This is a genomic window from Variovorax sp. P4_B10, assembly GCF_056402375.1.
The window spans coordinates 149341-169968 of record NZ_JBFUHN010000002.1 but is presented as its reverse complement, the minus strand read 5'-3'; the positions used below and the strand labels follow the sequence as shown (position 1 = coordinate 169968).

General features: G+C 67.2%; 22 protein-coding genes. 11 read left to right on the top strand and 11 right to left on the bottom strand.

The annotated features are described in order from the left end of the window. Positions 1–7: 7 nt before the first annotated feature. Both AC1DXX_RS02025 and AC1DXX_RS02020 read left to right on the top strand, forming a co-directional pair. Positions 8–1342, top strand: a complete 1335-nt coding sequence (locus AC1DXX_RS02025) for a tryptophan--tRNA ligase (RefSeq protein WP_478132490.1) — start codon at positions 8–10, stop codon at positions 1340–1342. A gap of 76 nt (positions 1343–1418) precedes the next feature. Next, positions 1419–2018 (top strand): response regulator transcription factor, encoded by a 600-nt coding sequence (locus AC1DXX_RS02020; RefSeq protein ID WP_478132489.1) that lies wholly within the window; start codon positions 1419–1421, stop codon positions 2016–2018. A 64-nt stretch (positions 2019–2082) separates the two neighbouring features. On the opposite strand, the gene shkS is transcribed toward AC1DXX_RS02020, so the two are convergent. Beyond that, a complete protein-coding gene (gene shkS, locus AC1DXX_RS02015; RefSeq protein ID WP_478132488.1) occupies positions 2083–3498 on the bottom strand; it encodes a surface-behavior sensor histidine kinase ShkS in 1416 nt (471 codons plus the stop codon). A gap of 177 nt (positions 3499–3675) precedes the next feature. Here shkS and AC1DXX_RS02010 point away from each other — a divergent pair, with 177 nt between their 5' ends. Together AC1DXX_RS02010 and AC1DXX_RS02005 are read left to right on the top strand one after the other, a co-directional pair. Beyond that, positions 3676–4077: a phage holin family protein gene (locus tag AC1DXX_RS02010; protein WP_478132487.1), complete on the top strand. Its 402-nt coding sequence runs from the start codon at positions 3676–3678 to the stop codon at positions 4075–4077. Positions 4078–4192: 115 nt separating this feature from the next. After that, positions 4193–5110: an alkaline phosphatase D family protein gene (locus AC1DXX_RS02005; RefSeq protein WP_478132486.1), complete on the top strand. Its 918-nt coding sequence runs from the start codon at positions 4193–4195 to the stop codon at positions 5108–5110. A 16-nt stretch (positions 5111–5126) separates the two neighbouring features. Here AC1DXX_RS02005 and dhaK (AC1DXX_RS02000) read toward each other — a convergent pair whose 3' ends face one another. From dhaK (AC1DXX_RS02000) to AC1DXX_RS01965, 8 genes are read right to left on the bottom strand one after another with little or no spacing between them, the layout of a single operon-like run. After that, on the bottom strand, positions 5127–6110 hold the full coding sequence (dhaK, locus tag AC1DXX_RS02000; protein ID WP_478132485.1) for a dihydroxyacetone kinase subunit DhaK: 984 nt from the start codon (positions 6108–6110) through the stop codon (positions 5127–5129). Then, positions 6107–6739, bottom strand: a complete 633-nt coding sequence (gene dhaL, locus AC1DXX_RS01995; RefSeq protein ID WP_478132484.1) for a dihydroxyacetone kinase subunit DhaL — start codon at positions 6737–6739, stop codon at positions 6107–6109. The genes dhaK (AC1DXX_RS02000) and dhaL overlap by 4 nt, the downstream gene beginning before the upstream one ends. Before the next feature lie 8 nt (positions 6740–6747). Next, entirely contained in the window at positions 6748–7758 is a 1011-nt protein-coding gene (locus tag AC1DXX_RS01990; protein WP_478132483.1) for an ABC transporter ATP-binding protein, read from the bottom strand. Beyond that, positions 7745–8860: an ABC transporter ATP-binding protein gene (locus AC1DXX_RS01985; protein ID WP_478132482.1), complete on the bottom strand. Its 1116-nt coding sequence runs from the start codon at positions 8858–8860 to the stop codon at positions 7745–7747. Before AC1DXX_RS01985 ends, AC1DXX_RS01990 begins: the two co-directional genes overlap by 14 nt. 1 nt (position 8861) lies before the next feature. Further along, the gene (locus AC1DXX_RS01980) at positions 8862–9035 is read right to left on the bottom strand and encodes a hypothetical protein (protein ID WP_478132481.1); all 174 of its coding nucleotides are present in this window, start codon (positions 9033–9035) and stop codon (positions 8862–8864) included. Positions 9036–9043: 8 nt separating this feature from the next. Continuing rightward, complete coding sequence (locus AC1DXX_RS01975; RefSeq protein WP_478132480.1) at positions 9044–9991, bottom strand: carbohydrate ABC transporter permease; 948 nt, start codon at positions 9989–9991, stop codon at positions 9044–9046. Further along, positions 9988–10941: a carbohydrate ABC transporter permease gene (locus AC1DXX_RS01970; protein WP_478132479.1), complete on the bottom strand. Its 954-nt coding sequence runs from the start codon at positions 10939–10941 to the stop codon at positions 9988–9990. Before AC1DXX_RS01970 ends, AC1DXX_RS01975 begins: the two co-directional genes overlap by 4 nt. Positions 10942–10967: 26 nt before the next feature. Further along, positions 10968–12305, bottom strand: coding sequence for an ABC transporter substrate-binding protein (locus AC1DXX_RS01965; RefSeq protein WP_478132478.1), 1338 nt, complete (start codon positions 12303–12305; stop codon positions 10968–10970). Between the two features lie 222 nt (positions 12306–12527). Here AC1DXX_RS01965 and AC1DXX_RS01960 point away from each other — a divergent pair, with 222 nt between their 5' ends. The 3 genes from AC1DXX_RS01960 to AC1DXX_RS01950 all read left to right on the top strand — a co-directional run bounded on the left by AC1DXX_RS01960 (position 12528) and on the right by AC1DXX_RS01950 (position 15734). Beyond that, on the top strand, positions 12528–13559 hold the full coding sequence (locus AC1DXX_RS01960; protein ID WP_478132477.1) for a LacI family DNA-binding transcriptional regulator: 1032 nt from the start codon (positions 12528–12530) through the stop codon (positions 13557–13559). A gap of 61 nt (positions 13560–13620) precedes the next feature. Beyond that, positions 13621–14607, top strand: a complete 987-nt coding sequence (gene dhaK, locus AC1DXX_RS01955; RefSeq protein WP_478132476.1) for a dihydroxyacetone kinase subunit DhaK — start codon at positions 13621–13623, stop codon at positions 14605–14607. Positions 14608–14723: 116 nt separating this feature from the next. Then, complete coding sequence (locus AC1DXX_RS01950; RefSeq protein ID WP_478132475.1) at positions 14724–15734, top strand: LacI family DNA-binding transcriptional regulator; 1011 nt, start codon at positions 14724–14726, stop codon at positions 15732–15734. A gap of 124 nt (positions 15735–15858) precedes the next feature. Here AC1DXX_RS01950 and AC1DXX_RS01945 read toward each other — a convergent pair whose 3' ends face one another. Next, a complete protein-coding gene (locus tag AC1DXX_RS01945; RefSeq protein ID WP_478132474.1) occupies positions 15859–16911 on the bottom strand; it encodes an L-idonate 5-dehydrogenase in 1053 nt (350 codons plus the stop codon). 12 nt (positions 16912–16923) lie between these two features. Beyond that, positions 16924–17877, bottom strand: coding sequence for a 2-hydroxyacid dehydrogenase (locus AC1DXX_RS01940; protein WP_478132473.1), 954 nt, complete (start codon positions 17875–17877; stop codon positions 16924–16926). A gap of 167 nt (positions 17878–18044) precedes the next feature. Here AC1DXX_RS01940 and AC1DXX_RS01935 point away from each other — a divergent pair, with 167 nt between their 5' ends. The 4 genes from AC1DXX_RS01935 (at position 18045) to AC1DXX_RS01920 (ending at position 20613) form a co-directional block, all read left to right on the top strand. Beyond that, positions 18045–18806, top strand: a complete 762-nt coding sequence (locus tag AC1DXX_RS01935; RefSeq protein ID WP_478132472.1) for an SDR family oxidoreductase — start codon at positions 18045–18047, stop codon at positions 18804–18806. Continuing rightward, on the top strand, positions 18806–19714 hold the full coding sequence (locus tag AC1DXX_RS01930; RefSeq protein ID WP_478132471.1) for an NAD(P)-dependent oxidoreductase: 909 nt from the start codon (positions 18806–18808) through the stop codon (positions 19712–19714). Before AC1DXX_RS01935 ends, AC1DXX_RS01930 begins: the two co-directional genes overlap by 1 nt. A 46-nt stretch (positions 19715–19760) precedes the next feature. Further along, positions 19761–20099 carry a putative antibiotic biosynthesis monooxygenase gene (locus tag AC1DXX_RS01925; protein ID WP_478132470.1) on the top strand — a complete coding sequence of 113 codons (339 nt, stop codon included), beginning with the start codon at positions 19761–19763 and terminating at the stop codon, positions 20097–20099. Positions 20100–20184: 85 nt separating this feature from the next. After that, the gene (locus tag AC1DXX_RS01920; RefSeq protein WP_478132469.1) at positions 20185–20613 is read left to right on the top strand and encodes a YXWGXW repeat-containing protein; all 429 of its coding nucleotides are present in this window, start codon (positions 20185–20187) and stop codon (positions 20611–20613) included. Positions 20614–20628 lie beyond the last annotated feature (15 nt).

The following is a 20628-nucleotide window of genomic DNA, read 5'->3' as shown; positions in this document are numbered from 1 at the left end:
TCGTCCCATGGCCTCGTCTTCTTCCGCTCCCCTGCGCGTCCTGACCGGGATCACCCCGTCCGGCACGCCCCACCTCGGCAACTACGTCGGCTCGATCCGCCATTCGGTGCGGCAGAGCGTCGCGCCCGGTGTCGAGAGCTTCTTCTTCCTGGCCGACTACCACGCGCTCATCAAGGTGCAGGAGCCGGCGCTGATCCAGCGCTCCACGCTCGAGATCGCCGCCAGCTGGCTGGCCTGCGGGCTCGACCCGGAACGCGTCACCTTCTATCGCCAGTCGGACATCGTCGAGATTCCCGAACTGACCTGGTTCCTCACCTGCGTCACCGGCAAGGGCGTGCTCAACCGCGCCCACGCCTACAAGGCCCAGCTCGACAAGAACGTCGCCAAGGGCGAGGACCCGGACGCCGACGTGACGGCCGGTCTCTTCATGTACCCGGTGCTGATGGGCGCAGACATCCTCATGTTCAACGCCCACAAGGTGCCCGTGGGCCGCGACCAGGTGCAGCACATCGAGATGGCGCGCGACATGGCGCAGCGCTTCAACCACCAGTACGGCGAGCACTTCACGCTGCCCGAAGCCGAGATCGACGATGCCGTCGCCACCTTGCCCGGCCTCGACGGCCGCAAGATGAGCAAGAGCTACGGCAACACGATCCCGCTGTTCGCGCCGCGCGCGCAGCTGCAAAAGCAGATCGCCAGCATCGTGACCGACTCGCGCGCCCCCGGCGAGCCCAAGGACACCGAAGGCTCGGCCCTGTTCCAGATCTACCAGGCCTTTGCCAGCGCCGAGGAAACCGAAGCGCTCCGCAAGGCCTATGCCGACGGCATCGGCTGGGGCGACGCCAAGCAGCTGCTGTTCGAACGCATCGAGCTCGAAGTGGCGCCGCTGCGCGCGCGCTACGACGCGCTGATGAACGACCCGGCGGAGATCGAGCGCATCCTGCGCATCGGTGCCGAGAAGGCATCTGCGCTGTCCAAGCCCTTCATGGCCCGCCTGCGCCACGCGGTCGGCCTGCGCAACCTCGCGGCGGGCCGCGACAAGGGCAGCGCCGGCAAGACGGCCAAGGTCGCCAAGCCCAGCTTCAAGCAATACCGCGAACGCAGCGACGGGCTCTTTTATTTCAAGCTGCTCGACGCGCGCGGCGAAACCCTGCTGCAAAGCCGTGGCTTTGCATCGCCGCAGGAAGCCGGCCGTACCATCGCGGTCTTGCAGCAACTGCACGGGGCGATACCGGCCACGCTGGCCGACCAGCTCGAACCCCTGGATTCAGAAAGAACACGCGCCGTCACCGAGGCGCTGGAGGAACTGGCGGAGGCAACGGCCACAACCCATGGGCGTTGATCCGGCGGCGAGCACCGGCTGACCTGCCGGTGTGCAAGACAAGAGAGAAGTCGGTGCGATCACTAAGGAAGAAAACATGAGCATTTATGTCATCGATGACCATCCCCTGATGCGCGACGCCATCGTGATGGTGTTGCGACGCCTGCGGCCCGCCGAGAACATCGTCGAGCTCGATCGGCTCGACAAGCTCGCGAGCTCGGTCCAGCAGAAGGGCGCGCCCACCCTGTTCTGCCTGGACCTGAAGCTTCCGGACACGAACGGCGTCTCGGGCGTGATTGCGGTCAAGCAGGTCTACCCCAACGTGCCGATCGCCGTCTATTCGGCGGCACCGGCTGCGGACATGGAAGATGCCTGCATCGAAGCGGGCGCCGACACCTACATCGAGAAGTCGGCCAGCTCCAACGAGCTGGCAGCGGTCCTTCGCGGCCTGCTGATGGCGGGCTCGGAAGAAGCCGACGAGCCGCCGCTCGCAAGCAACAGCAAGCTGTCGAAGCGCCAGACGCAGCTGATTGCCATGCTCGACAAGGGCATGAGCAACCGCGACATCGCCACCGACCTGGAAATCAGCGAGCACACGGTGAAAGTGCACCTGTGGCGCCTGTTCCGCCGGTTGGGCGTGAAGAGTCGCACCCAGGCGTTGCACTACGCGCGCACAAACGGTTTGTTGTCGGGCTGATCTCCGGCAAGAGACCAAGCCCTGGAACCGCGCCCTGTGCGCGGTTTTCTTTGGGCGGTGTGCTTCAGCCCCCGGAGGCGCTCACGCGGGCCTGCGCCACGGCCTCGTCGGCGTCATGCAGCGCCACGCGGAACACGCTGCCACTGCCCAGCCGCGACCGCACGCTGACCGGGTGCCCCAGCACGTGCGAGAGCCGCGCGACGATGGCCAGGCCGAGGCCGAAGCCGTCCGACGTGCCGGCATGGTCGGCCACCTTGTAGAACTCCAGGAACACATCGCGCAGGTGCTCGGGCGCGATGCCGATGCCGGTGTCCCACACCTCCACGCGCATGCCGTCGCGCGACTTCCGCGCGGCCAGCAGCACGCCGCCCTCGGCCGTGTACTTGATCGCGTTCGCGAGCAGGTTGCCGATCATCCGGCGCACCCGGATCGGGTCGGTCAGGAAGGAGCCCTCGGTCACATGCACGCGGAAGTCGAGGCCGCGGCTTTCGGCCACCGGGCGGTACTGCAGCTCGAGGTCGTGCAGCAGCTCGGCGACGTCGACGCGCTCGATGTGCAGGCGCACCTGGCCCGAATCGATGCGCGCCAGGTCGAACATCGAATCGAACAGCGCATTCACCGCATGCGTGGCGCGCACAATCTTCGGCGCGAGCTCCAGCACCAGCTCGGGCTCGTTGCGCAGCCAGTCGGCGTACAACGAAAGTGCCAGTACCGGCTGGCGCATGTCGTGTGCGGCACTGGCCAGGAAGCGGTTCTTCATTGCCACCGCCGACACCGCGGCCTGCCGCTGCTGGGTGAGCGACTTGATCAGGATGTGGTTGTGGAACAGCAGCTCCAGGCTGTTGCGCGCCGTCTCGTGGATGTGGCGCCCCGCACGCAGCAGGAGGAACCAGTGCAGGATCGGCAGGATCGGCATCAGGTAGCCGTACTGGAATTGCGGCTCGTGCAGGTTGATGGTGACGAGACGGATCAGCACCGCACCGAGCATCGTGATGAACAGCGTGTTGACGTAGCGCTTGAGCAACGGCGGATGCAGCGCGAGCCCGTTGAGCGGGAAGGTGCCCACCCCGGCCACGATCAGCCAGCTCATGAACTGGTTGACCTGCGGCGTGCGTTCGAAGAACAGCAGGATCGACAGCCCCCAGACCACGGCACTGGTGCTCCAGATGAAGCCGTAGCGCTCGGTGAACTGCTGCTGCGCCGCGGAACTCCGGCCGGCATAGCGCACCGCGTAGACCCGCGCGCCCCAGGCGCGGCAGGCGGTGGCGATGACGCCGGCCAGCAGCCAGGTCAGCAGCTCCCAATGGGGCACGTAGGCCCAATTGAGCCCGACCATGCCCGGCATGAGCGCCGCAGAAACGAAATAGGAGCCGCGCGCGGAGCGCATCAGGCTGCGGATGAGCTCGCCACGCACCCACGATTCGGCCTCGTCGGCCGAAGCCGGCGCCGGTGTAAAGCTCGTGATCGACGGATTGGCCATATGGCACAGGCCCCTTGTTTTATCCGGCCATGAAGATGGGCCCCTTCGCGGGGACACCGAGAGGTGGCGATATTAACGGGCAGCCGAGCACTGTTTCCCAAGGTAATCGAAGAAAGCCGACCGCGACAACCCGGGACCGGCCGGAGAATGGCGCCTACTGCCACACGCCATACCGACATGCTCGACAACCTGATTCCCTTCCTCGTCCACTGGGCCATCACCGCCGTCTCGCTCTGGGCGGCAAGCCATCTCTTCCGCGGGCTCAAGTTCGACAGCACCGGGGCGCTGGTGGTGTCCGCGCTGCTGCTCGGCCTGGCCAACGCGATCGTGAAGCCGTTGCTCATCGTGCTCACGCTGCCGCTGACGCTGGTGACCTTCGGGCTGTTCCTGCTCGTCATCAATGCCCTGATGATCATGGGGGTGGCCGCGCTGGTGAAGGGCTTCAAGGTCTCGGGCTTCTGGACCGCCCTCTTCGCCAGCATCTTCATCTCGCTGCTGAGCATCGTCATCGGCTCCTTCGTCACCAGCGACGACCCGGCCGAGAAGGTCCAGATGCCGCAGAGCGGAAACTGGCTCTGAGAGCCAGCTTGGCGCGGCCGGCGCCATCCCATATTCGGAGGAGGACAGGATTCGCCGGATGCCTATGATCCGCCCCACCCGGCGATCGCGCCGAGGAGAAGAAAGGCGGGTCCCCATGAAGATCGCATTCACCTCGTGCATGAACCTCGGGTCCGACCCGGACGCCGTCCAGCTGGTCTGGAACCGCATCGCGGTCGAGCAGCCCGACTACCTCTTCCTGCTCGGCGACCAGATCTACATGGACTTCTTTCCCACCCTGGGGGCCCCGGCCGGATGGGATCTCGCGAAGTTCAAGGCCGTCATGACCGCGAAGTACGAGGCGCAATGGAACCGGCCGAACTTCAAGCTGCTGCTCGCCGCGCTGCGTCAGCGCCAGGGCAACGGCGGCGGCGTGTACGGCACCTGGGACGACCACGACTTCGCCTGGAACAACGCCTGCGGCCCGGAGGTCGAGCCGGCCGTGAAAACCGTCTCCCGCGAGCTGTTCTCGCAGTTCATGCAGATCGATCCGCCGACGGCCGGCCTCTACTATTCGGTCCCGCTGGTGCATGCGCAGCAGACCGTCGGCAGGGCGATCTTTCTCGACACGCGCTGGTACCGCGACGTCCCGGGCGACAACCACGATCTTCTCGGGGAAGAGCAGTTCAAGTTCCTCATCAGGGAGCTCGACGAAGAAACCGGGCTCGTCGTGCTGTGCGCGGGCACGCCGATCCGGGCGACCGGCAACGGCTGGATGCGCTACCAGCGCGACTACAAGCGGTTCCTGAAGATCATCGGCCAGCGCAAGATCATCTTCCTGTCGGGCGACATCCACGAGAACGCCTTCTTGCCGCCGGCCGGCGGCACGAACCTCTACGAGGTCATTTCCTCGGGCGCCTTCGTCACCAAGTACAAGTACGTCGGCAAGCGCGAGAACTTCGGCATCCTCGAGTACGCGCCCGGGCACATCGACATCAAGCATTTCGACAAGCACGGCCTGGAGATGCACAACACGATCGACTACGCCACCTTCGAGCACCAGGAACTGCTGTGAAGGCGGTGCGCTGCCGCTACCAGCGCAGCGCCATCGTGTGCACCGGCGCGTCCCACAGCGACACCAGTTCGTCGTCCAACAACGTCACGGTGAGCGAGCCGCCCGCCATCTCCAGCGAAGTGGTGTAGTTGCCGACCAGCGAACGCACCTGCACCAGCCCATGGCTCCTGAGCAGCTTGTTCGCCGAATGGTGCAACAGGTAAAGCTCCATGAGCGGCGTGCCGCCGAAGCCGTTCACATGCAGCAGCACCTGGCGCCCGGCCTGCGCCTTCAGGTCGCCGAGGATGGCGTCCATCAGCGTGCGCACGATCTCGTCGGCCGGCATGTGCGGCGCGCGCCGCCGGCCCGGCTCGCCATGGATGCCCACGCCGATCTCGATCTCGTCGGGGCCGATGTCGAAGGTGGGCCGGCCCGCCGCCGGCACCGTGCAGCTCGTGAAGGCCAYGCCCATCGACGCGGTCACGGCGTTCACGCGGTCACCGAGCGCCTTGCATTCCGCGAGCGAAGCGCCCTGCTCCGCCGCCGCACCGACCATCTTCTCGACGATCAGCGTGCCGGCCACGCCACGCCGGCCGGTGGTGTGGGTGGAGTTCTCGACCGCCACGTCGTCGTTCACGAGCACGGTCGCGTTCTCGGTGTCGAGCATCTCGCTCGCCATCTGGAAGTTCATGCCGTCGCCGGCGTAGTTCTTCACGATGAAGAGCGTGCCCTTGCCGGTGTCGGTGGCAGCCGCCGCGGCCAGCATCTGGTCCGGCGTTGGGCTGGTGAACACCTGCCCCGGGCAGGCCGCGTCGAGCATGCCTTGCCCGACGAAGCCGGCATGCAGCGGCTCGTGGCCTGAGCCGCCACCGGAGATCAGCGCCACCTTGCCGGTGGCGGGCTTGCGCCGCGCCACGAAGGTGGGTTCGAACTCGACACGCAGCAGTTGCGGGTGCGCCTCGACCATGCCGTCGAGCGATTCGCGCAGCATGCCGTTCACGTCGTTGACGAACTTCTTCATGCGGTTTCCTTCCAGGTGTCGCAGACGGCGGTGATGGTGACCTCGCAGCTCTTCGAGCCCGGGTCGATATGGCCCAGTGCCCGCTCTCCGAGAAAGGACGCGCGGCCCTTGGTGGCCGTCATGTCGCGCGTCGCGAGCATGTTGCGGTGCGCTTCGGCCGTGAGCTGCTCGCACAGCTGCGGCAACGGCGTGCCGTCTTCCGCCAGGCGCTGCAGCGAGCGCGCCGCGGGAATCAGCACGTCGAGCATCGTCTTCTCGCCGAGATCGGCCTTGCCGCGGCTCTTGATGGCTTCGACGCCGGCCGCAAAGGCGGCGGCGAACTGCCGGCGATCCGGCTCGTCGATGCCCGTCAGGCTCTTGCCCATCGCGATGAAGAAGCTCGAGATCAGCGGCCCCGAGGCGCCGCCGATGGTCGACAGCAGCTTCATGCCGATCTTGCCGAAGGCCGCGGCCGGCGCGAGCGGCGCGATCTCCTCGCGCATCGCCATCAGCACCTCGCAGCCGCGGCGCACGTTGATGAAATGGTCGCCGTCGCCGATGGCGCGGTCCAGCGATTCGATCTGGCTTTCGTTGGCGAGGATGGCCGCCTGAACGGCCTCCAGCGCTTCGATGATGTGTAGCGTCTTCATGGTTTTCCTCACTGGGCGATGCGGCCGCCGGCCGCGTCGAAGAAAAGACAGCGCTCCGGCGGAAAGCCGAAACGTGCCTGCGAACCTGGGGCGAGCGGCTCGTCGAGCATCACGCGTGCATGCACTTCCACGCCCTCGCGCTCGGCCACGAACTGGTGCTTGACCAGCGAGCACTCGATGACCTCGAAGCTGGCGGCATCGCCACCGGGCGAGAGCAGCACGTCTTCGGGACGGATGGCCACGTGCGCCGTGCCGGCCGGCAGATGGCCGTCGAACCACTGCGCGGGGAGCACATTGATCGCCGGGGAGCCAAGGCGCTGCGCAACCGGCAGCGTGCGCGGATTGCCATAGACCTCGAGCGGCGCGCCCACCTGCTGCAGCACGCCGCGCTCGAGGATGCCGATGCGATCGGCCATGGTGGTGGCCTCGACATGGTCGTGCGTCACGTAGATCACGGTGGCGCCGGTGCTGCGCTGCAGGCGGCGCAGCTCCACGCGCAGTTCCTCGCGCAACTGCGCATCGAGCGACGAGAGCGGCTCGTCCATCAGGAACACGCGCGGTCTGCGCACCAGCGCGCGGCCGATGGCAACACGCTGCATCTCGCCGCCCGACAGCTCGGTGGCGCGGCGCTTGAGCTTGGCCTCGATGTGCAGCATCGACGCCACCTCTTCCACCCGGCGCCTGATCTCTGCCGGATCGGTGCGCCGCAAGGGCGAGCGCAGCGGAAAGGCCAGGTTGTCGAACACCGTGAGGTGCGGATACAGCGAGTACTGCTGGAACACGAAGGCACAGTCGCGGCTCGCCGGCAGGCTGTCGGTGATGTCGTGGCCGTCCATGCGGATGCGGCCGGTATCGGGCCGCTCCAGGCCGGCGATGAGGCGCAGCGTGGTGGTCTTTCCCGCGCCGCTCGGGCCGAGCAGCACGAGGAATTCGCCGTCCGCCACGCCGAGGTTCAGGTCCGTCACCGCCTTGACCTCGCCGAAGGCGCGGCTCACGCCGCTGAGTTCAATGCTGGCCATGGCGCAATGCCTCCCGGTGGTGGCGCGTGGTTTCGCTCGCGAGCAATTGTTCGGTATGTGCATCGAAAAGCACGATGCGCGCGGTATTGAAACCGATCACGACGCGGTCGCCGGGCGCCGGGCGTTGCGTCTTGTCGACCATCGCCTTCAGCGTACCGGCGGCCGTGGCGAGGTGCGCGATCCAGTGCGAGCCGAAGTACTCGACGTGCTTCACCTCGGCCACGATGCCCTGGTCTTCCGGCACGCCGATGCGCACATGCTCAGGCCGCACGCCGAGCACCGCCGATGCGGCAGCGGCTTCGATGCGCGGCACCGGCACCGGCCGGCCCGCCAGCGACACCATGTCGTCGCCCGCCGTCACGGCGCCCGCGACAGGCACGAAGTTCATCGGCGGCCGCCCGATGAAGCGCGCCACGAACATGCAGCTCGGAAAGTTGTAGATGCCCCCGGGCTCGTCGGCCTGCAGGATGTCGCCCCGGTTCATCACCACGATATGGTCGGCCAGCGCCATCGCTTCGTTCTGATCGTGCGTGACGAAGACCGTGGTGGTGCGCAGCCGTTCGTGCAGCTTGCGCAACTCAACGCACATCAACTCGCGGAACTCGGCGTCGAGCGTGCCCAGCGGCTCGTCCATCAGGAAGGCCTGCGGCTGCCGCACGATGGCGCGGCCCAGGGCAACGCGTTGGCGGTCGCCGCCGGAGAGGCCGCCAACGCGCGCATCGAGCAGGTGCTCGATGCGCAGGATGGCCGCCACGTCGGCCACGCGCCGGTCGATCTCGCTGCGCGCCAACCCTTCGTTGCGCAGCGGAAACTCGAGGTTGCCGCGCACGCCCAGGTGCGGATAGAGCGCAAAGAGCTGGAACACCATGGCGATGTCGCGCTCGCGCGGCCGCAGGTAGGTCACGTCCTGCCCCGCGAAGCGGATCGACCCCGAGGTCGGAAACTCCAGCCCCGCCAACATGCGCAGCGTGGTCGTCTTGCCGCAGCCCGAGGGTCCGAGCAGCACGACGAACTTGCCGTCCTGCAGGGTCAGCGTGGAATCGCGCACGGCGGTGAAGTCGCTGAAGCGCTTGTGCAGGTTTTCGATCTGGATCTCGGCCATGTCAGTGCAGCTTTCCGGCGACCGTGTAGCCCGCCACGCCGGCCAGCAGCACAGCGAAGGAGTAGCTGTAGATGTCCAGCGACCAGGGCTGCATCAGCATCGCGAGGCCCAGGCCGATGAGCACCATGCTCGCGGGCTCCCACACGCGGCGGGACAGCAGCTTGTTGTTGGTCATATGCCTGTTCATTTGCGGATCGCTCCGAAGGTGATGCCGCGCAGCAGATGCTTGCGCAGCAGCACGGTGAACACCAGCACCGGCAGCAGGAACAGCGTGGTGCCCGCAGCCATGGCCGGCCAGTCGAGGCCGCCCTCGCCGATGATGGTTGGAATGAACGGTGGCGAGGTTTGCGCCGTGCCGCTGGTGAGCAGCAACGCAAAGGCGTACTCGTTCCACGCGAAGATCAGGCAGAAGATCGCGGTGGTCGCAATGCCGGTCGCGGCCTGAGGCAGCACCACCTTGATGAAGGCCTGGAAACGCGTGTAGCCGTCGACCATCGCGGCCTCCTCGTACTCGCGAGGTATCTCGTCCATGAAGCCCTTGAGCAGCCACACCGAGAGCGAAAGGTTCACCACGGTGTAGAGCAGCACCAGCCCCAGGTGGGTGTCGGACAGGCCGACCGCGCGGTACATCAGGTAGATCGGGATCGCCACCGCGATGGGCGGCATCATCCGCGTCGAGAGGATGAAGAAGAGCAGGTCTTCCTTCCCTGGCACGCGAAAGCGCGAAAAGGCATAGGCCGCGAGCGTGCCCAGCACCACCGAGAGCAGCGTGGAGCCGAAGCCGATCAGGATCGAGTTCAGGTACCGGTCCGCAAAGCGCGAGGGGCCGACCAGAATCATCTGCTGCTCGCGCGCCAGGCCTTCGTACCAGGTGGTGGGCGGCGGCAGCGCGGCCAGCTCTTCCGTGCTCACGCGGGACCGCGTGGTGAAGAGGTTCACGTAGCCGACCAGAGAGGGCTGCGTCGCGACGCGCGGCGGGTACGCAATGGCGTCCTGCGGCGTGCGAAAGCTGGTCATCAGGATCCACACGAGCGGAATCAGCGAGATGAGCGCATAGCCGATCACCACGAAGCCCGCAAAGGTCTTGGCGCGTGGCGTCGGGTCGAGGGGGCTGTGGACGGCGGTTTTCATCGTTGCTTCACCCGGTCGAGAAAGCGCACCGTCACGAGCGAGAGCCCGTACACCGACACGAAAAGAATGATCGCGAGTGCGGAGCTGTAGCCCGTGCGCCATTTCTCGAAGGCCTCGCGCTTGAGCTTGATCGACGCCAGCTCGGTCACCGAACCCGGCCCGCCGTTGGTCAGCTGGTCCACGAGGTCGAACATCTTGAAGTTCTCGATCACGCGGAACAGCACCGCGAGGATGATGAAGGGCATCACCATCGGCAGCGTGATGCGCCAGAATTTGGTCCACTCGCTGGCCCGGTCGATCTCGGCGGCTTCATACAAATACGGCGGAATCGAACGCAGGCCGGCCAGCAGCAACAGCATCACGTAGGGCGTCCACATCCAGGTGTCGACCAGCACGATCGCCCAGGGCGAAAGCGCGGTGTCGCCCAGCATCGTGAAGGTGCCGGGTCCGCCGAAGAAGTTGACGATGTAGTTGAAGATGCCGTACTGCGGCTCGAAGAAGTACTTCCAGAAGGTGCCCACCACCGCGGGCGCCAGCATCATCGGCAGCAGGATCGCCGTGCTCCAGAAGCTGTGGCTGCGAAAGCGCCGGTTCAGCATCAGCGCCAGGCCGAAGCCGATCAGCAACTGCAACGTGATCGAGCAGGTGAGGAAGTGCGCGGTGGCGCGCATGTTCTCCCAGATCGACTCGTCGTTGAGCACCTTCGAGTAGTTGCTGATGCCCACCCACAGCACGTCGGCGTTCGGCCGGTTGGCGCGGAAGTTGGTGAACGACAGCCAGATCGTCCAGATCAGCGGAAAGATGTTGAAGGCCAGCAGCAGCAGGATCGTCGGGCCGACGAAGAGCCATGCCAGCGCGCGGTCGGACAGCCCCTGGCCGGGGGACCGGCCGCTGCCGCTGCTGTCCACGGCGCGCATCAGGGGCGTGTTGTCGATGGGAACGGAAGACATGGGTGCAGTGCTTCTTCAGATGGCCGTCACTTGATCTTTCCGTCTTCCTTGAAGACCTCGGTCCAGTCCTTGAGCAGACCGTCGAGCGCCTCCTGCGGTGTGCCCTTGCCGGCCACCACGTAGTCGTGCGTGCGCTTCTGCATCGCGAGCAGGAGCTGCGCGTAGCTGGGCTCCTGCCAGAAGTCCTTGACGATCTTCATCGATTCGAGGAACACCGGCGCATACGACGCGCTCTTCTCGAAGCCTGGCTTGTTGAGCACCGCGTTGTGGCACGAGGCGCCACCCGCGTCCCACCACTTCTGCTGCACCGAGGGCTGCGCGAACCACTTGATGTATTCGAGCGCGAGCTCCTTCCTGTCGGAGTACTTCACGACCGAGATGCCCTGCCCGCCCAACTGCGCGGCGGCGATCCTGGCCTTGGGCATCGCGAAGAAGCCAGTCTTGTCGCCGCCCACGTTCGGGTCCTTCGCAATGCCGGGGAAGAAGGCGATGAAGTTCATCTGCATCGCGACCTGGCCCGACTTGTAGGAGTCGAGGTCTTCGGTCATGTAGGCGTTGGAGTGCCCGGGCGGCGTGCAGCAGTCGAACAGCTCCTTGTAGAACTTGAGGCCGGCCACGGCCTCGGGACCGTTGATGAAGCCTTTCATGTCATACGGCTTCTTCGGGTTGTCGTACTGCATGCCGTAGGCGTACATGGTGTTGGTCACGCCCATGGTGATGCCCTCGGAGCCGCGCTCGGTGTAGAGCGCCGCGCCGTAGACCTTCTTGCCGTCGACCACGCGGTTCTGGAAGAACTGGCCGATCTGCTTGAACTCGTCCCAGGTCTTGGGGGGCGCGAGGTCGCGGTTGTACTTGGCCTTGAACTCCTTTTGCAATTCCGGCTTGGCGAACCAGTCCTTGCGGTAGGTGAAGGCCACCGCGTCGCCCATGGCGGGCAGCGCCCAGTAGTTCTGCGTGCCCTTGGGCCAGGTCGAGTAGCCCTCGACGGTGGCGGGCATGAAGTCGCTCATCTTGATGCCGTTCTTGTCGAAGAACTCGTTGAGCTTGATGTAGTGGCCCTCGGTGGCGGCCGAGCCTATCCACTGGCTGTCACCGATCAGCAGGTCGCACAGCTTGCCCTTGGAGTTGAGCTCGTTGAGCATGCGCTGCGCGAAGTTGGGCCAGGGCACGAACTCGTACTTCATCTGCACGCCGGTCTTGGCAGTGAAGTCCTTCGACAGCTCCACCAGCGCATTGGCCGGGTCCCATGCAGCCCAGCACAGCGTGAGCTGCTTGGCCTGCGCCTGCGCGCCGCCCGACGAAACCGATGCAGCCACCGCGAGCAGTGCCGCGCCCAGAGTCGATCGCCTGTTGAACCACCTCATGTCCGTCTCCTGTTCGTTGGGAACCCGCGTGGCGCCCGCCACCCGAGAACTGGAGTGAAGATTAAAGATTGCAATAAATAAATCAATCAACGCAAACCCTAAGACCTCAATGCCAGGTTGGCGGGTATTTGCAGGGGGCCGGGATACCCCGGTGAAGGCCGGTACGCGACTTCGGCGACACTGTTGATTGATTTATTGAGGCGCTTTTTCGCCTTCCAGCCCTTGGCCACTTCCGTCACCATCACCCAGATCGCCGAGACGGCGGGCGTCAGCACCGCCACCGTGGACCGCGTGCTGAACAGCCGCCCAGGCGTGAACCCGGCCACCGTGCAGCGCGTGCGCGACGCCATGAAGGAGCTGGGCGGGGCCGTGCCGATGCGCGGCCGGCCGCGCTCGACCGACAGCTACCGCTTCGCCTTCGTGCTGCCCTCGGCGCGGCGCGGCTTCTTCGACCTCGTGGACCGCGTGGTGGCGCAGGCGGCCGGCGACTTCCGCCATCAGCACATCACCGAGGTCACGCGCCGCCTGCCGGCCCACGACCCCGCGGCCTTCGCCGAGGAACTCGCGCGCCTTTCCGACATGGACGGCGTGGCGCTGCTCGCGCCCGACACGCCGGCCGTGAAGCTCGCCGTCAACGAACTGGTGCGCGCCGGGGTGCACGTGGTCACGCTGTTCTCCGATGTCGCGGGCTCGATGCGCGAGACCTTCATCGGCGCCGACAACCGTGCCGCCGGCCGCACCGCCGGCCTGCTGCTGGGCCGCGAGGCGCCTGCGGGCCAGGGCCACTGCGCCCTGCTCTCGCCGGCCACGCGCTATGCCGCCGAGATCGACCGCGGCATCGGCTTTGCGCAGGTGCTCGAAGAACGCTTTGCAGGCGCCAGGCTGCTGCGCGTGGACGACATGCCCGAATCCGAGGACGAGGCCTACAGGCGCGCACTCGAAGCGCTGCACCCCAAGGCCACGGACGGGCGGCTCACCGCTGTCTACAACGTCGGTCCCGGCAGCCACGGCGTGCACCGGGCGCTGGCCGAGCACGGCTACGACGCCTCGCTCGGCGTGGTCGCGCATGACCTGCTCGACGTGCACCGCACGATGCTGATCTCCGGCGCGCTGAGCTTCGTGCTGCACCAGGACGTGCACTACGCCGTGACCACGGCGGCGCGCGTGCTGCGCGGCCTGTGTGAAGGCGTGCGCGGCGCGCTGGCGGTGAGCAACCCGCGCGTCGACATCCTGACTGCGGAGAACCTCGCATGACAGCCGCGCGCCGCGGCCCCACCATTCGGGGTTTCCGTTCGCTCCGCGAGGACACCACGCGATGAAGAAGTTCATCAACTATGCCGACGACGCCATCGTCGAAAGCCTGTCGGGCTTTGCCTCGGCCCATGAAGACTTGCTGCGCGTCGAGTTCGATCCCACCTTCGTCTGCCGGCGCACGCCCAAGAAGGGCGGCGTGGCGGTGGTGGCCGGCGGCGGCTCGGGCCACGAGCCGCTGCACACCGGCTATGTGGGCCACGGCATGCTCGACGCGGCCTGCCCCGGGCAGGTGTTCACCTCGCCGACGCCCGACCAGTGGATGGCCGCGGCGCGCCGCGTGAACACCGGCCGCGGCGTGCTCTTCATCGTGAAGAACTATGCCGGCGACCGTCTCAACTTCCAGATGGCGAGCGACATGCTCACCGACCTCGACCACCTGATGGTGGTGGTCGACGACGACGTGGCGGTCGAACAATCCCCCCACGCGAGCGGCCGCCGCGGCGTGGCCGGCACCATGATCGTGGAGAAGATCGTCGGCGCCGCCGCCGAAGCCGGCGCCGACCTGTTCGAGTGCAAGGCGCTCGGCGACCGCTTCAACAGCGGAACCGCATCGATGGGCGTGGCCTTCAACAGCTGCATCGTGCCGGCCTCGGGCGTGGCCACCTTCGAGATCGGCGAACAGGAGATGGAGCTGGGCGTGGGTATCCACGGCGAGCCCGGACGGCAGCGCATGGCGTTCCGGCCCGCGGTGGAGATCGTCGACCTGCTGCTCGACGCCATCCTCAAGGACCTGGCACTGGTGCGCGGCCGCGAGGTGCTGCTGCACGTCAACGGGCTGGGCGGCACGCCGCTGATGGAGCTGTACCTGCTGCACCACCACGCGCGCCGGCGGCTCGCGGCCGAAGGGCTGGTGGTGGTGCGCACGCTGGTGGGCAACCACACGACCTCGCTGGAGATGGCGGGAGCCTCGCTCACCGTCTCGGCGCTCGACGACGAATCCAAGCGGCTGTGGGATGCGCCAGTGCACACGGCGACGCTGCGCTGGTAGGCGGCACAGACGTTGTCGGCAACTTGCCGGCTGTCGCATATCYTCGAACCCGGATTCCAAAAGAGAGCCACTTGCCCCCGACCAAAGCCCCCGCTCCCCTTTCCCGCCCGGCGACGATGGCTGACGTGGCCGCGCGCGTCGGCGTCTCGAAGATGACGGTGTCGCGCGCGCTCAACCGCAGCGTGGGCAGCGACCGCGTGACCTCGGAGGCGCTGCGGCAGCGCATCCTCCAGGCCTGCGAGGAAATGGGCTACGTGATCGACCAGACGGCGCGCACGTTTTCAAGCAAGCGCTCGGGCTTCATCGCGGTGCTGATTCCGTCGCTCAACAACTCCAACTTCTCGGAGACCGCGCAGGGCATCACCGCGGCGGTGGAAGCGCGCGGCCTGCAGCTGCTGCTGGGCTACACCGACTACCGCGTGGAGAACGAGGAGCGCCTGCTGCGCGCCATGCTCGCGCGCCGGCCCGAGGGCGTGATCCTCACCGGCGGCGCACACACACCCGCCGCGCGCGCCATGCTGCAGGCCGCCGGCGTGCCGGTGGTCGAGACCTGGGACCTGCCCGACGAGCCCATCGGGCACACGGTCGGCTTCTCGAACGCCGAAGCGGCCGGCGCGATGGTGCGACACCTGCACGGCAAGGGCTACCGGCGCATCGCCTACATCGGCGGCACGTCGAACCGCGACACGCGCGGCGCCGACCGGCAGCGCGGCTATGCGCGGGCGATCCGCGAACTGGGCCTGCCCGACGGGCGCGTGATCAGCTTCGGCCAGCCGCCGATCTCGATGACGCAGGGCGGTGAAGCGGTGGTGCAACTGATCCGGCAGTGGCCCGATGTGGATGCAGTGCTCTGCGTGTCCGACCTCTCGGCCTTCGGCGCGCTCATGGAATGCCAGCGCCAGGGCTGGGACGTGCCGGGCCGCATCGCGATCGCGGGCTTCGGCGACTTCGAGGTGGCGCGCGCCTGCCATCCGCGGATCACCACCGTGGCGGTGGATTGCGTCGGCATCGGCAAGGCGGCTGGCGAGCTGCTGCTGCGCGTGATGGATGGTGCGCGCGATGGTCACCGTCCACCAGCGGAGACCGTGATGATCCCCTTCCACATCGAGCAGCGCGAGAGTTCGTGAGACGAGCTGAGCTCGCCCCCAGGCTGCGCGCACTTCGTGTCGCTTCGCCAACCCCCTACCGGGGGCAACACCGGCGGCCCGGCAAAGCCGGTTCCGCGGTGTTTCTGGCCTTGGCCGCGCCTGGTTATGCGTCCGCGAAGTCGATCAGCACCTTCATCGCCTGCTTTCGGTCGCTCGCCAGCTCGAAGGCCTGCCGCGCCTGCAGCATGGGGAAGGTGTGCGACACCACCGGTGAGAGATCCACACGCCCTTCGTTGATGAGCCGCACCGCAAGCGCGAACTCGGCATGGAAGCGGAAGGAGCCGCAGATGCTGAGCTCCTTGGCGACCACCATGTTCTGCGGAATGCTCACGTCGCCGCCCAGGCCCAGCTGCACGACGACGCCGCGCGGGCGCATCACCTCGAGGCCGTCGCGCAGGGCGCGCTCGTTGCCCGAGCATTCGAGCATCACGTCGAAAGTACCCTTGTCGGCCGCGTAGCGCGACACCCAGGTCTTGTCCTGCGCGACATTGACGGTGCTGTCGGCACCGATCGCGCGCGCGATCGCAAGCGGCTCGTCGATCACGTCGGTGGCAACAATCTCGGCGGCGCCGTGCACACGCGCCGCCGCAATGGCCAGCACGCCGATGGGGCCGCAGCCCGACACCAGCACGCGCTTGCCCAGCAGCGAGCCCGCGCGCGACACCGCATGCAGCCCCACCGAGAACGGCTCGGCGAGTGCCGCGAGACGCAGCGGCACATGCTCGGCCACCTTCACGCACTGCGTGGCCTCGCAAAGCAGCATGTTGCGGAAGGCGCCCTGCACATGCGGCGTGCGCATCGCGCTGCCGTAGAAGCGCATCTCCAGGCACTGGTTGGGCAGCCCTTCGAGGCAGAACTTGCAGGCGCCGCACGGCCGGCTGGGATTGACGGCCACCTTGTCGCCGATGCGGACGCTCTCGACGCCGGGCGCCACGGCCACCACGGTGCCGGCCACTTCATGGCCCAGCACCATCGGCTCCTTGATGCGCACGGTGCCAAAGCCGCCGTTGTGGAAGTAGTGCAGGTCGGAGCCGCAGATGCCGCCCATGCCGACCTTCACCAGCACCTGGCCCGGGCCGATCTCGCCGGCATCCTGTTCGTCGAGGCGCAGGTCGTCCGGGGCGTGGATGACGAGGCACATACAGCGCATACGCATGGGATTTTTCCTTCAGGCCACGGGAGTGATGAGCGGCAAGCCACCGAAGTGCGCCTGCAGGTTGCGGCGCACCAGTTCGCCCATGGCGCGGCGCGTCTCTTCGGTGCCGCTGCCATGGTGCGGGTGAAGCACCACGTTGTCGAGTGCCGCGAAGCGCGGGTCGATGCGCGGCTCGTTGAGGAAGACGTCGAGCGCCGCGCCCGCGATGGTCTTCTGCTCCAGCGCCTGCAGCAGCGCGGCCTCGTCCACGGTGGTGCCGCGCGAGACGTTCACCAGCCAGCCGCGCGGGCCGAGCGCCTGCAGCACCTCGGCGTTGACGATGCCGCGCGTGGCCTCGCCGCCGGGCAGGATGACGATGAGCACGTCGCACCAGTCGGCCATCGCCGGCAGGCTGGCAAAGTGGCGGTGCGGACTGTCGTCCTTCGGCGTGCGGCTGAAGTAGCCGAGTTCCATCTCGAAACCCGAAAGCCGCCGCGCGATGGTGCTGCCGATGCGCCCGATGCCGGCAATGCCGATGCGCTGGCCGAAGAAGCGTGTCGCCAGCGGCATCGGGCCCTTCGACCATTCGCCGCTGCGCACGAACCGGTCGCCGGCCGGAATGCGCCGCTGCAGCGCCAGGGTGAGCCCCACGGCGAGGTCGGCCACGTCGCCGTTGAGGACGTCGGGCGTGTTGGTGACGCGAATGCCGCGCGCGCGGCAGGCGGCCAGGTCGATGCCGTCGGTGCCCACGCCGTAGCAGGCGATCAGTTCCAGCTTCGGCAGCGATGCGATGAGCTCGGCGTTCGCGCCCAGTTCGCCCCGGGTCGCGATCGCCTGGATGTCCGGCGCATGCTCGGCAACGAAGGCCTGCCGGTCCGGCGCCTCCCACAGGCGGTGCAGGGTGTAGGCCGCCTGCATCGGCGCCATGTCCCATTCCGGGTAGGGGCCTGGCATCAGCACATGCGGGAATGTCGAGGTGGCGGTCAAGCGGTTCTCCTGCGGGATCGGTCCGGAATTAGATACCGGTAACTTTAATAGCGCATCGTACCGCAGCGCAACACAGGTTTCACCGGTTGACGATCAAATAAGATACCGGTAACGTATTCAACCTGTCCACCGTGCGTACGGGTCCGCGTCCATTCCAGGAGTGCTTCTTGAAACTGTTCGATCTGTCCGGGCGCATCGCCCTCATCACCGGCTCCAGCAAGGGCATCGGCTTTGCGCTGGCCGCGGCGCTGGGTTCGGCCGGCGCGCGCGTCGTTCTGAATGCCCGCGATGCCGCCTCGCTCGCGGCCGCCCGCGACGCCTTGCGCGCCCAAGGCGTGGCCGCCGAAGCGGTGGCCTTCGACGTCACCGACGCCGCTGCGGTGGAAGCCGGCATCGCCCGCATCGAGGCCGAGATCGGCCCGATCGAGATCCTCGTCAACAACGCGGGCATGCAGCACCGCGGCCCCTTCGCCGAGTTTCCGATCGACGCCTGGCACAAGATCACCACCACCAACATCGACAGCGTGTTCTTCGTCGGCCGCTTCGTGGCGCAGCGGATGATCGAGCGCAAGCGCGGCAAGATCATCAACGTCTGCTCGGTGCAGAGCGAGCTGGGCCGCCCCGGCATTGCGCCCTACGCCGCCACCAAGGGCGCGGTGAAGATGCTCACCAAGGGCATGGCGATCGACCTCGGCAAGCACGGCATCCAGGTCAACGGCCTCGGGCCGGGCTACTTCAAGACCGAGCTGACACAGGCGCTGGTGGCCGACGAAGCCTTCACCGCGTGGCTCTCGGGCCGCACGCCGTCCGGCCGCTGGGGCGATGTGCAGGAACTGGGCGGCGCGGCCATCTTCCTGGCCTCGGATGCGTCGAGCTTCGTCAACGGCCACATCCTCTACGTGGACGGCGGCATCACCGCCAGCCTCTGATGCCGCCCGGCATGAGCGTGCCGGGCCAGCGCGTGGCCGTGATCGGCGTCGGCATCATGGGCTCGGCCATTGCGCGCCGGCTGCTCGACTGCGGCCATGCGGTGAACGTATTCGACCTCGACACGGCCAAGGTCGACGCCCTGAAACAGCAAGGCGCTTCAGCCGCGAACACCGCGGCTGAAGCGGCTGCGGCGAGCGACTTCGTCATCACCAGCCTCAACGCCGCGGCCGTGGTGGAGCGCGCGGTCTTCGGCGAAGCCGGCGTGGCCGCCGCGACGCCGGCGGATGCGCGGCGCCTGCTGATCGACATGTCGTCCATCGATCCGCCTTCCACGCGCCGGCTCGCGCAGGCGCTGCGCGAGCGCACCGGCATGGGCTTCGTGGACGCGCCGCTGTCGGGTGGCGCGCCCAAGGCGCTGCTCGGGCAACTCACGGTGATGGCGGGCGGCACTGCCGACGACGTGGCGCGTGCGCGCGCCGTCATGGACAGCCTGTGCGCCAACTACACCCACATGGGCGAGAGCGGCGCGGGCCAGACCACCAAGCTGGTCAACCAGCTGCTCTGCGCGATCGGCTTCCAGGCCGTGGCCGAGGCGGTTCGCCTGGCGGAGGCCGGCGGCGTCGACGCGTCGAAACTGGCGGCCGCACTGGCCGGCGGACGGGCCGACAGCCAGATCCTGCGCGAGTTCGGACCCAAGATGGCCTCGCGCGACGACACGCCCACCGGCCGCATCGACAACATGCTCAAGGACCTCGAGGCGGTGCAGGCCTTTGCGCAAGGCCAGCGCCTGCCGCTGCCGCTGACGGGCGTGGTCTCGGAGCTGCATCGCGCCTTCGTGGCGGCCGGGCTCGGGCCCGAAGACACGGCGGCCATGATGCGGCAGTTCAACGGCTATGCCCGCGGCTGAACGCACACCGGCTCACAAGCTACCGAATACAGGAAAGAAGGAAACCATGTTCATCCGCTGCGCGTTTTTCAAGGGACAGGTCAAGCCCGGCCTGGAAGAGACTTTCACCCGCTACGTGCACGAGAAGCTCGTGCCGCTGTGGACCCGCTTCCCCGGCGCGCTGGAAGTGCGCGTACTGCGGCAGCTGGAAAGCGACGTGAGCGACCCGGAACTGGCGATGGTGCTGGCGATCCGCTATGCCAGCCGCGAGGACATCGCGCGGGCGCTCGATTCGCCCGTGCGCTACGAAAGCCGCGAGGTTTCCAAGGGCCTTCTCGAGATGTTCGACGGCACCGTGTTCCATACGGTCTTCAGCGCGGAGGAGTTTCCACTCGCCGCCGGATGAGGATTCGTGCGGGACCGACCCTGTCTTCGTTTTTCGCCGTGATGCGTTGTTAAAGTCCAGTCACAACACAACCACGGGGACTCTCATGAGGATCACCAACATCCTGCTGGCCGCCACGATGGCCGCATCCGCCTTGCCTGCGCTGGCACAGGTGTCTGTCAACATCAACGTGCCCGGCATCGTCCAGATGGCCCCGCCAGCACCCCGCTACGAAAGCATGCCCGGCCCACGGCCCGGCCAGGTCTGGGTGCCTGGGCATTGGCAATGGAACGAGCGCGCCTACGCCTGGCGCCCCGGCTACTTCGTGGCCGCACGGCCGGACTACGCCTATGCGCCGGGCCAATGGGTGCGCGCCGATGGCGGCTGGCGCTGGAGGGAAGGCGACTGGCGCCGTGCGGAACGCCGCGCCGAACGCGAGGAAAGACGCCAGTACGACCGGCACGACGACCATGACGGCGACCGCCATGGCGGCTATCACTGCCCTCCGGGACAGGCGAAAAAGGGCCGTTGCTGAACGAAGTTCGCGCCA

What these genes read in the sequence shown, in the direction of transcription:
- dhaL (WP_478132484.1), bottom strand. Translation starts at nt 6,739, where the DNA reads ATGAAGACGCTACACATCATCGAAGCGCTGGAGGCCGTTCAGGCGGCC.
- dhaK (WP_478132476.1), top strand. Translation starts at nt 13,621, where the DNA reads ATGAAGAAGTTCATCAACTATGCCGACGACGCCATCGTCGAAAGCCTG.
- AC1DXX_RS02010 (WP_478132487.1), top strand. Translation starts at nt 3,676, where the DNA reads ATGCTCGACAACCTGATTCCCTTCCTCGTCCACTGGGCCATCACCGCC.
- AC1DXX_RS01965 (WP_478132478.1), bottom strand. Translation starts at nt 12,305, where the DNA reads ATGAGGTGGTTCAACAGGCGATCGACTCTGGGCGCGGCACTGCTCGCG.
- AC1DXX_RS02020 (WP_478132489.1), top strand. Translation starts at nt 1,419, where the DNA reads ATGAGCATTTATGTCATCGATGACCATCCCCTGATGCGCGACGCCATC.
- AC1DXX_RS01980 (WP_478132481.1), bottom strand. Translation starts at nt 9,035, where the DNA reads ATGACCAACAACAAGCTGCTGTCCCGCCGCGTGTGGGAGCCCGCGAGC.
- AC1DXX_RS01985 (WP_478132482.1), bottom strand. Translation starts at nt 8,860, where the DNA reads ATGGCCGAGATCCAGATCGAAAACCTGCACAAGCGCTTCAGCGACTTC.
- AC1DXX_RS02025 (WP_478132490.1), top strand. Translation starts at nt 8, where the DNA reads ATGGCCTCGTCTTCTTCCGCTCCCCTGCGCGTCCTGACCGGGATCACC.
- shkS (WP_478132488.1), bottom strand. Translation starts at nt 3,498, where the DNA reads ATGGCCAATCCGTCGATCACGAGCTTTACACCGGCGCCGGCTTCGGCC.
- AC1DXX_RS01920 (WP_478132469.1), top strand. Translation starts at nt 20,185, where the DNA reads ATGAGGATCACCAACATCCTGCTGGCCGCCACGATGGCCGCATCCGCC.
- AC1DXX_RS01975 (WP_478132480.1), bottom strand. Translation starts at nt 9,991, where the DNA reads ATGAAAACCGCCGTCCACAGCCCCCTCGACCCGACGCCACGCGCCAAG.
- AC1DXX_RS01970 (WP_478132479.1), bottom strand. Translation starts at nt 10,941, where the DNA reads ATGTCTTCCGTTCCCATCGACAACACGCCCCTGATGCGCGCCGTGGAC.
- AC1DXX_RS01945 (WP_478132474.1), bottom strand. Translation starts at nt 16,911, where the DNA reads ATGCGTATGCGCTGTATGTGCCTCGTCATCCACGCCCCGGACGACCTG.
- AC1DXX_RS01950 (WP_478132475.1), top strand. Translation starts at nt 14,724, where the DNA reads ATGGCTGACGTGGCCGCGCGCGTCGGCGTCTCGAAGATGACGGTGTCG.
- AC1DXX_RS01990 (WP_478132483.1), bottom strand. Translation starts at nt 7,758, where the DNA reads ATGGCCAGCATTGAACTCAGCGGCGTGAGCCGCGCCTTCGGCGAGGTC.
- AC1DXX_RS01925 (WP_478132470.1), top strand. Translation starts at nt 19,761, where the DNA reads ATGTTCATCCGCTGCGCGTTTTTCAAGGGACAGGTCAAGCCCGGCCTG.
- AC1DXX_RS02005 (WP_478132486.1), top strand. Translation starts at nt 4,193, where the DNA reads ATGAAGATCGCATTCACCTCGTGCATGAACCTCGGGTCCGACCCGGAC.
- AC1DXX_RS01930 (WP_478132471.1), top strand. Translation starts at nt 18,806, where the DNA reads ATGCCGCCCGGCATGAGCGTGCCGGGCCAGCGCGTGGCCGTGATCGGC.